This window comes from Calditerrivibrio sp. (assembly GCA_026415135.1).
Classification (GTDB): Bacteria; Chrysiogenota; Deferribacteres; order Deferribacterales; family Calditerrivibrionaceae; genus Calditerrivibrio.
This window is the reverse complement of the sequence record JAOAHS010000003.1, coordinates 20,115-29,660: the sequence shown is the minus strand read 5'-3', so window position 1 is coordinate 29,660 and position 9,546 is coordinate 20,115. Positions and strand designations below refer to the sequence as shown.

At 34.9% G+C, this 9,546-nt stretch carries 10 protein-coding genes; 1 reads left to right on the top strand and 9 read right to left on the bottom strand.

Features of this window, described 5'->3' with window-relative positions; all coding sequences use genetic code 11:
• Both N3C60_01020 and N3C60_01015 read right to left on the bottom strand, forming a co-directional pair.
• Window positions 1-135: AAA family ATPase (locus N3C60_01020; protein MCX8083491.1), on the bottom strand; the 135-nt coding region annotated here is incomplete at its 3' end.
• Window positions 132-1,673 carry an ATP-binding protein gene (locus tag N3C60_01015; GenBank protein ID MCX8083490.1) on the bottom strand — a complete coding sequence of 514 codons (1,542 nt, stop codon included), beginning with the start codon at window positions 1,671-1,673 and terminating at the stop codon, window positions 132-134. The genes N3C60_01020 and N3C60_01015, both read right to left, overlap by 4 nt.
• A gap of 171 nt (window positions 1,674-1,844) precedes the next feature.
• On the opposite strand from N3C60_01015, the gene N3C60_01010 reads away from it, so the two are divergent.
• Window positions 1,845-2,126, top strand: coding sequence for an integration host factor subunit beta (locus N3C60_01010; protein ID MCX8083489.1), 282 nt, complete (start codon window positions 1,845-1,847; stop codon window positions 2,124-2,126).
• A 74-nt stretch (window positions 2,127-2,200) separates the two neighbouring features.
• Here N3C60_01010 and N3C60_01005 read toward each other — a convergent pair whose 3' ends face one another.
• Genes N3C60_01005 through mrdA form a run of 7 tightly spaced genes read right to left on the bottom strand, consistent with a single transcriptional unit; the run spans window position 2,201 to window position 9,399 of the window.
• Window positions 2,201-2,392: a zinc ribbon domain-containing protein gene (locus N3C60_01005; protein ID MCX8083488.1), complete on the bottom strand. Its 192-nt coding sequence runs from the start codon at window positions 2,390-2,392 to the stop codon at window positions 2,201-2,203.
• A 10-nt stretch (window positions 2,393-2,402) separates the two neighbouring features.
• A complete protein-coding gene (gene trxA / locus N3C60_01000) occupies window positions 2,403-2,720 on the bottom strand; it encodes a thioredoxin (protein MCX8083487.1) in 318 nt (105 codons plus the stop codon).
• Between the two features lie 58 nt (window positions 2,721-2,778).
• Window positions 2,779-3,654: a TIGR02757 family protein gene (locus tag N3C60_00995; protein MCX8083486.1), complete on the bottom strand. Its 876-nt coding sequence runs from the start codon at window positions 3,652-3,654 to the stop codon at window positions 2,779-2,781.
• Window positions 3,655-3,677: 23 nt separating this feature from the next.
• Window positions 3,678-4,088, bottom strand: coding sequence for a transcriptional repressor (locus N3C60_00990; protein ID MCX8083485.1), 411 nt, complete (start codon window positions 4,086-4,088; stop codon window positions 3,678-3,680).
• Entirely contained in the window at window positions 4,081-6,486 is a 2,406-nt protein-coding gene (locus N3C60_00985; protein MCX8083484.1) for a TIGR03960 family B12-binding radical SAM protein, read from the bottom strand. Before N3C60_00985 ends, N3C60_00990 begins: the two co-directional genes overlap by 8 nt.
• Window positions 6,483-7,601, bottom strand: a complete 1,119-nt coding sequence (gene rodA / locus N3C60_00980) for a rod shape-determining protein RodA (GenBank protein ID MCX8083483.1) — start codon at window positions 7,599-7,601, stop codon at window positions 6,483-6,485. The genes N3C60_00985 and rodA overlap by 4 nt, the downstream gene beginning before the upstream one ends.
• Entirely contained in the window at window positions 7,585-9,399 is a 1,815-nt protein-coding gene (gene mrdA / locus N3C60_00975) for a penicillin-binding protein 2 (protein ID MCX8083482.1), read from the bottom strand. The genes rodA and mrdA overlap by 17 nt, the downstream gene beginning before the upstream one ends.
• Window positions 9,400-9,546: the final 147 nt, after the last annotated feature.

Sequence of the window (9,546 nt, the reverse complement as noted above, 5' to 3'; positions counted from 1 at the left end):
CCTTCTTGGTCTTGAGAGAAAGACATATCTGTAGTTGTTTATGAGATCGTAGGCTAATGGAGTTTTATCTACATATACATAGTTATCACTTCTTATGTCTGTAAATGTCTGAATACCTATGGGTAGTTTCTTCATAGATTACCTTTTATTTCTTCCCATTCTAATCTGGCTATGTTTTTTATTTTTGAGTCGAACTCTATACCCACAAGGTATATCGGTTTATTTAGGTTTAGATATTTTTCGTAATATCTTTTTTCTTTTAGCTGAGTTAAGGCATCCTTCGTATCTACCTTAAATTCGATGATGTAAATAACGTTTGGCATCTTCAAGGTCAGATCTATCCTACCTACATTTGTCACATCCTCACCTATTATCTCAAATCCAAGACTCTGTAAATATACATAAACAATACTCGCATAAAACCCCTCATAGTTGGACAGATAATTGTTGATATAATTGTTGTATCCAATTGAGGAGAATACAGATGATAAATGGGCTTTAAAACCATTTAAATCGTTGTTTAAAAGGGTCTTAAATAGATCTACTTTTTGGTTTATGAGGTTCTTAGAGTAAAAGAGCTTGTCCAGGATATAGTCATTTAGTGACTGTCTTACCTCTTTGTTTGGTATCTTTAGGGTGTATTCTATTGTATCAAGTGGTGTGATCTCCATCTTATCTATGGTAAGGTAGCCACTCTGAAATAGGATGACTTCAAAGTCGAGTCTTTCTATATCAAATGAGTTTAATATTTTTTTATCTATCTTGATATTTGATAGGTTTGGTAGAAAGTATCTGTTTTGTTCAAGTAGTTTAATCAAAAATGAGGGGGTTCCTGTTTCAAACCAGTAGTTGTCAAAGACACCTCCACTTGCAAAGAATTGTAGAATATCAAAGGGGTTATAGAGGTTATCTGCAAGGAAGTTGTAGCCGTTATACCACTCTTTGATTTTTTCAAGATCAGCATCTACCAGATATTCTGAAAAAGATTCCTCCAGATCTTTTTGGGTGTAACCACAGATGTTACCATACCTTCCATCTAAGGAGATGTCTGTGAGCATATTCAGATCGCTAAAGATAGATGTTTTGGTAAATTTACTTACTCCAGTGAGAAAGGCAAAGCGGATGTATCTATCACTATTCTTAATTACAGAGTAAAAACCTCTAAGTATATTCCTCATCTCAACAGCTAATGATGGATTATTTATATTGTCCAAAATCGGTTTGTCATATTCATCTACTAGTATAACTACCTTTTGTTTAAATTTCTCGTAAGTAAGCATAATCAGTTCTTCAAAACATATTGTTATATTGTGTTGCGTTTCACACACTATACCTAACATTCTTTGATTATTCCTCAGGTTTGCGAGTAATTCTTCCCTTAGGAGATCGGTAGTTGTAAGCTCCCCTTTGATGGCAATGTGTATCACAGGGTATTTCTTTCCCCAGTCCCATTTGTCGTAGATATATAGATTTATAAAGAGCTCTTTGTTCCCTTCAAAGATGTTTCTTAATGTATCAAGAAAAAGGGATTTACCAAACCTTCTTGGTCTTGAGAGAAAGACATATCTGTAGTTGTTTATGAGATCGTAGGCTAATGGAGTTTTATCTACATATACATAGTTATCACTTCTTATGTCTGTAAATGTCTGAATACCAATAGGTAATTTTTTCATAAATACCTCAAAACAATACTTAAAACAATACTATATTAAATGGATAAAATTTGCAATAAATTCAATATGTTTCATTTATAATATTATGTGAACTATTTACACATTTTTCTTGACACAATGCCTATAGTTGTGTAAAAAATCTTAGTTACGAATATCCAAAGGAGACCCATTATGAACAAGTCAGAGTTAATCGAATTGCTCGCAGAAAAAAATGCACATCTAAGTAAAAGACAGGTGGAGTTCATAGTAAATGGTGTTTTTAATGCAATAAAAGTTGCTCTTGAAGAAGAGAAGAAGGTTGAAATTAGGGGTTTTGGCTCTTTTAAGATAAGGAAAAAGGAGAAGAAAGAGGCAAGAAATCCTAAAACAGGGGAGAAGGTAATGGTCGAGCCTAAGAAAGTGCCCTATTTCAAGCCGAGTAGAGAGATCAAATTAGCTCTTTTGAAAAAGTGATTATATGTCTGAAAAAATAAAAGGGGCTTACGCCCCTTTTTTTATTATCTACCCACCGGGTAGAGATCTTAACCTCAACGAAATGGTCCGGAATTACAACCACTTGAAGATGACCCCCCTTTTGATGAAAAGGACGCGACTGCTGATATCTGCTTTTCCACATTAGCAGATTTGCAAGATGGACATTCCACAGTGTCCTCTTTTTTCAGTAGAAGTTTTGAAAAAGTTTTACCGCAGTCGTTACATTTAAATTCGTAAATTGGCATAAAACTACCTCTATAAATATTTCTTTAGTGCCTCTATATAAACACCTTTAGGTTGAACACCTATAAACTGTTCCACAACTTTGCCACCCTTAAAAATCATTACAGTGGGGATGCTCATAATCCCATATTGGGCTGCAAGATGCTGATTTTCATCCACGTTTACTTTACCTACTTTAGCCTTCCCCTCAAATTCTACACTTAGTGCATCTATAGTTGGAGCAAGCATTTTGCATGGACCACACCATACTGCCCAGAAATCGACAAGAACTGGAACATTGCTCGACAACACCTCTGACTGGAAGTTGCTCTCCGTAAAAACTAATGCCATAAAAAGCCTCCTTTTTTATCATTACCGATTTTATAATATATACAAGTTTGAATATTTGTCAACAAAAAGGGCAAATGTTAGTTAAATTACAGCTTTTACAGATATCACCATCCTCAAAATTACATCCATAAATCATGCCTAAACGAGTAATAGTAAAATCGTATTTTAGGGGGTCGATAGGGCTTAAGCTTTTGAAAAAATCTGTTATTCTGATTGCGTTGGTTAGGTTGTTTGTATTGTTTGGGATAATACAGTTTCTTTGGGCAAACTTCAGAATGTGAGTATCTATAGGGTAGATTAGGTCTTTTTTGTCATAACCTTTCCAGATGCCAAAATCTATTTCATCATGTCGTATCATCCAGCGTAAAAACATCCTCAATCTTTTTAGTCCAGATTTTTCAGGATCAGGAAAAAGCTGAAAATAACCATTTGTACAGTTTTTGTCTTTTCCGTAACTCCTTGCTTGTGCGATAAATAGTTTAATAGCTGTTTCTAAATCATTAGATAGGGATAAAAAAAATCTGTTTATAGATCCATGTCTTTCGTATATGTCACATATAAACCTATATAAATTGTAAATATCAATGGATTTTTGAAACCTGTAATACATCTCTTTGCTCATGGATCGATCACCAGTGGGTTGCAAACCATAATGATCAAAAAAGCTTTTCAAAAAAGCTTTAATCATTGCTACTTTACCATAAGCAAACATCGATGAAACAAAGGATATATATTCGGTATTGCCTTCTATAGTTTTAGGGAAAAAAATAGGGTCGCTTGAGATATAAGCGACCTTATTGAGATTATTATAGCTTGCTTCTAAAAAACTGTATAGCTTATCCTTGTTTTTCAAATGTGTTTGTGCCTCCACATTTTGGACACTTTTTGGGTTTACATCTACCCTCTTTTTTCTCTCCACAAGTTTTACATACAAATACGGCCATCCAAACCTCCGTTTTATGATTTTTTCATACAGGATTCACATTCACCTCTAATGACGATGTTATATCCTGTGATCTTTCCGGGAATGGTTCTAAACGATGTTAAAAATGTTTCATCATGAAGATCTTTTACCTTTTTACACTTCTCACACACAAAATGGATATGATCGGATGTGTCTGGATCAAATCTACTACTCTGGGAGTCTACTGATATTTCGTTGATAATGCCTGATTTAACAAGAGTCTCTAAGGTATTGTAAACAGTAGCAAAGGATATTGACTTATCAGCTCTTCTGATATCATCAAAGATTTCAAGAGCAGTAGGATGGTTCTTGTTTCCATCTAAATATTCGATTATCCATTCACGTGGCTTAGTGATTTTATACCCTTTTTCTTTTAATGCTTGGATAGATTTTTCTCTAAACATACTCTAACCCCTTTAAACGTATTTTTTTTCTTAAAAATCTAATATAATTATAATTCTTATATTTAAAAAAATCAAGTAGATTATAGCCACCATTATTATCAATTTTAAGAATAATTGTCAATTCCTCGTCGTTGGTAGAGATTAAGTAATCGTGAATACTTACTTTTTTCTCCTTATTGGATTTGTTCTTTTTGATATAGAAACATTCTCCAGCGTTGATAGTACTTTTAAGGTAGTAGTATGTTTCTTCATCAAATTCATAGGTGACTTCAGCATCTGCTTGTTCATATTTTTTTACTTTTTTTAGGTCTTTTATCTTAAGACCGTCAGGTAAAATTTTGTTCATTTTGTTCAATAAACAATAATAATCCTCTAAATCTTCCCCTTTTACTATTATGACTTCGTTTTCACCTTCTATACCTACTGGTAAGGGATAGACATAGTTTATTTTTGGTTGAGGATTGTATCCTTGAGAGTGAGCTATTTTAAACCCCACAATGTTAAAACAATGACTTAAAACCCTTGTTAGCTCCAAAGCTGATAACAGACTTGCATAGCTTTTTTTTTCAAATAAAAACATATAATAACAGTAGGATGATTGATCTTTTTTGTAGGTGTCTGTTTTAACATAATCGTTAGTGGCTATCTCATTTTTTATATCAATAAAATCGCAGACTCCGCATTTAATACACCTACTATTTTTACAATCATCTGTGGTAACCTCTTTTTTACTTAATTGATATTGTTCCCAAAGAAAGTGAGTATCAATTAGGGCATCGATGTTTTTCCAAGGCAAAGGATCTGTAAAAGAGTAAGCCTTACATGCGAAGTCCTTTTCCATATCTAAGGCTAACTGGGAAAAGATCCCCTCCCATTTTTTTATATCAAAAAACTCACTCCAGCCATCAAAATAGAACCCTTGTTGGGAGGCAATCAAAAGCAGATTGTTTAACCTCTTGTCACCTCTAGCAAATACACCCTCAATTAGACTTTGGTTTATATCATGTAACTTGAGAGCAATTTTATACCTTTTAAAAAGATCTATAAGTATTCTCTGTTTTGAGCGTAGTTCTTCTCTGCTGTTTTGGGGATGCCACTGGAAAGGGGTAAAGGGTTTGGGTACAAAGTTTGAGACAGAAGCAGTTATCTCTATTTTTTTATTTATGTTTTTAGCTAAACCCATTAATCTTTTACAGAGTTCAGCGATCTCAACAATATCCTCTTCCTCTTCAAAAGGCAATCCAATCATAAAATATAGCTTTATACTGTTCCATCCGTATCTTGCTGCTTTTTCCACTGCCAGAGAGATTTCGTCTTCTTTAAGGTTTTTGTTGATTATATCCCTCATCCTCTGGGAACCAGCTTCTGGTGCGATGGTAAAACCTGATTTTCTTACTTTTGAGAGGGTTTCGAAGATGTAGTCATCGATTTTGTCTGCTCTAAGGGAGGGTAGTGTAAGGGAGATCATATCTTTTTTAACAAGATCAGATAGAATATATAGTAGCGTTTGAATCTCTGTGTAATCTGAAGTGGATAAGGACATGAGGGATATCTCATTATACCCTGTATGCTTTAAGAGATGAATACCATTGTTTATGATTTTATTTACACTTTGCTCCCTAACTGGGCGATAGATCATACCAGCTTGACAAAACCTACACCCCCGGGTACAACCCCTTGATATCTCAATGCTAACTCTATCTTGGGTTATTGGCATTAGGGGTACTAAAAGGTTTTTTAGATTTGTTTGTTGGGAAAAAGTATGAAAGATATGCTTTTTAGTTACCTTGTTTGGATCGATTGAAGGTACGAAGGTAAAAGGGAAACTATTTAAATATTCTAATCTTTTTTCTCTTTTTAAATCCTTATAATGGTTAAAACCTTCCATGACCGCCTTTAAAGCCTCATCCATTTCCCCAATGAAAAAAACATCTATTAATTCGGACAGTGGTGCTGGATTAAAAGTACATGGGCCACCGGCTATAATAATGGGATCTGAGTCTGTTCTGTATCTACTTTGTAATGGTATGTGGGAGTGCCTTAAAGTCTGAAGAACATTTGTATATGATAATTCATATTGTAAGCTGAAGCCTATTAGATCAAAATTTTTTAATGGGATTTTTGATTCCAGAGAGACAAAGATATCTGGTCCCAATGTTTCAATTGCATCTACCCACGGCAAAAAAAATCTCTCTGCAACTATTTTTTCGGAGCTGTTTAATGATTCGTAGAGGATTTTCATACCAAGATGGGACATCCCTATTTCATAGACATCTGGGAAAGCTAAGCATACAGTTGTGGTATCTTTTGATATATTTTTGTGAACAGCATTTATCTCATTGTTTATATATCTTACAGGTTTTGATACTTTTAAAAGTTTTTTCACGAAATCGTTCATCTATTGTCACCTGGTGAGTCGAATTTCCTTATGGATATAGAATTAGCTATTCCAAGCAGTGTCATAAATGTTATGAGGGCAGAACCACCGTAGCTTATGAGGGGCATCGGTATACCGACTACTGGTAATAGCCCCAGTGTCATTCCTGCATTTACAAAAGCTTGAAAAAATATCAAAGATCCAATAGACAGTAATAGTACCTTAGCAGATAGATCCTTTGCTTTTTGGGATATATAAAATATCCTAAAGATTAAGGCTCCAAAAAGTCCAATCAAAAAAGATCCACCTAAAAATCCAAACTCTTCATTAATGAGGGAGAAAATAAAGTCTGTATGTCTTTCGGGTAAAAATTTCAGATGGGATTGGGTACCTTTTAAAAACCCTTTACCAATTATACCCCCTGAACCAATGGCAATTTTTGACTGTATAACATGGTATCCTGCTCCATAGGGATCATTTTCAGGATTTAGAAATGTTAATACACGTTCTCTTTGGTAGTCATGTAATTTATTCCACGCAATGGGTGCGATGATAAACCCTATGATAAGAAACAGTAAAATGGTGCTTATCTTTACTCCTCTAAAAAGTAATACCATCCCCCAGATGGCCAAAAATACCATTGCAGTGCCCAAATCTGGCTGCAAAAAGACAAGTATAAATGGTGGTATTACAAGTATTATCTTCTTTATAACCTCTAAAAAGCCTAATTTATTTTGATCAAAATCACTAAAAATTCTTGGCATCATGAGTATAAAAATTATCTTAAAGAACTCTGACGGCTGGAAACGAAACCCACCTATATTGATCCACCTCTGGGCACCCATCCCTATATGCCCTATTATCAATACAAGTACCAGCATGATTAGCCCTAAAATGTAAAATATTATACTCCATTTTAAAAGATGTTTATAGTTGAAAAAGGAGAAAAAAAAGTAAAAGATAAAGCCGATTACTATCCAGTATAACTGTTTTATATAAAAGCTATAAAATCTATTATCCGTTGGATCATAGGAAGCGCTATACACAGCTATCCATCCAAAAGCCAGTATTGTAATGATTATCCCTGTTAGATAAAGGTCGAAGTTCTTAAATAGTCTTTTATCTACCTGTAACATATCCCAACTGCACCATTTTATTTATTAAGGCACCTGCAATAGGTGTTGCTCCCGAGCTGCCTGCACCACCATGCTCCACAAAGACCACGATTACATACTGGGGGTTGTCCGAAGGGAAGACACCACCAAACCAGGAGTGATCCCTGTATTTCTCTGGGATCTGGTCCTGATTCATATTTTCAGTCTTTTTAAGGCCCACTACCTGGGCTGTTCCAGTTTTACCTCCCACCATTATACCTTCTACTTTGGCACGATATGCGGTTCCCCTTTCACCCATTACTGTTTCAGTAACAGCATCTAAAACCAGGTTTATGGATTCTTTAGTGATGGGGATCTCTCTAACTAATTCACTATTGATTTTGAATACTCCATCTGGAGTAATGATTTTATCCAACAGTCTAGGTTTATAGATTTTGCCACCATTGAATATGCCGCTTAGCATGACGGCGAGCTGTAACGGTGTGGTTGTCATATATCCTTGTCCAATAGAGGTTATGATTGTTTCACCATGGTACCAAGGCTGTTTAAAAACCTTTTTTTTCCAATCTCGGTCGGGGAAATTACCAGCGCTTTCCACAGGTAGGTCTATACCGGTTTTACTGCCGAGTCCAAAATTTTTAGCATATTTTGCTATGTTATCTATGCCGAGTTTTAGACCGACGTTGTAATAGTAAACATCGCAGGACTCAGCTATAGATTTTTTAAGACTCACTGAACCATGTCCATCCTTATTCCAGCATTTGTATGTAAAATTTCCAAAGTTGAATTCTCCGTTACAATTAAATGCAGTAGATGGTGTGATGACTTTTTCGTTGAGGCTTGCGATAGCCATGAGGACCTTGAATACTGAGCCGGGGGGGTAGGCAGATTCTGTGGCTCTATTTATAAGAGGTTTGTGTTCGTTGTGAAGTTCTTTCCAGGTTTGCTCTGAGATATAGGGGACAAAACTGTTAAGATCAAATGTGGGGGCGGAAAAAAGTGTTATTACTTCGTTTCCGTCAATTTTTAGAATTACAGCAGCACCTTTTTTACCTGCAAAAAGTTCTTTAGCATACTTTTGCATGTTAAAATCTATTGTAAGGGCAATATTGTTACCAGCTATAGGTTCTTTTACATTGCTTACACTTACTGCTTGACCTAAACTGTCCACTTCAACATATTTAAGACCATTCTTCCCCTTAAGGATAGGTTCGTAATATCTTTCAAGGCCAGTTTTACCAATGATATCTCCGGGAAAATATATACCAAATTTCTCAATCTCATCCATGTTCACTTCTCCTGTATAGCCCACAATATGACTTACAGCTTCACCGTCTTCATATTTTCGTGCGGTTTCCAATTCGATCTTTACTCCTGGAAAATCTTGGGCATGTTCCATAAAGTATGAGACATCTTCGAAGGATAAGCCTCTTTTAATAACGATGGGAACATAAGGGTAAGAGTTTTTTATCTTTTTATAAAAGGTTTCAGCATTGATATTTAATACACTACTGAGTTTCTCTATTGTGCCTTTTATATCTTTAACATCCTCTTTTAAAAGGGTAAGATTATAGCTGGGTGAGTTTTTAACAAAAACCACCCCTTTTCTGTCCAGGAACATTCCCCTACTGGCAAATATCCTTACTACTCTTATTCGATTGTTATCAGAAAGAGTTTTGTATTTTTCATAGTTTATGATCTGTAGATAGAAAAGCCTTGCTATAAGAACTGAAAAAAAAATCACTATTATAAAATAAAATAGCATCACTTTTCTATTTATTGTTTTTAAGAATTTATCACTTGCTGTTCTCAACTGCAAATCTCGACTCCAGGATCAAATTTAAAAGGTAAAGAAGACTTATATCAAGGAAGACTCGAAGGGGAACTAATATTATCATAGCATAAACTGAAACATTGAGTATGAAGCTTATAGCTATGTTGTAGAGAAGAAATGTGGTTAGGTAAT

Bases quoted from the DNA above. Each gene is read 5' to 3' on its own strand.
- N3C60_00990 (MCX8083485.1), bottom strand. From the start codon at position 4,088: ATGTTTAGAGAAAAATCTATCCAAGCATTAAAAGAAAAAGGGTATAAA.
- rodA (MCX8083483.1), bottom strand. From the start codon at position 7,601: ATGTTACAGGTAGATAAAAGACTATTTAAGAACTTCGACCTTTATCTA.
- N3C60_00985 (MCX8083484.1), bottom strand. From the start codon at position 6,486: ATGAACGATTTCGTGAAAAAACTTTTAAAAGTATCAAAACCTGTAAGA.
- N3C60_01005 (MCX8083488.1), bottom strand. From the start codon at position 2,392: ATGCCAATTTACGAATTTAAATGTAACGACTGCGGTAAAACTTTTTCA.
- N3C60_01010 (MCX8083489.1), top strand. From the start codon at position 1,845: ATGAACAAGTCAGAGTTAATCGAATTGCTCGCAGAAAAAAATGCACAT.
- N3C60_01015 (MCX8083490.1), bottom strand. From the start codon at position 1,673: ATGAAAAAATTACCTATTGGTATTCAGACATTTACAGACATAAGAAGT.
- trxA (MCX8083487.1), bottom strand. From the start codon at position 2,720: ATGGCATTAGTTTTTACGGAGAGCAACTTCCAGTCAGAGGTGTTGTCG.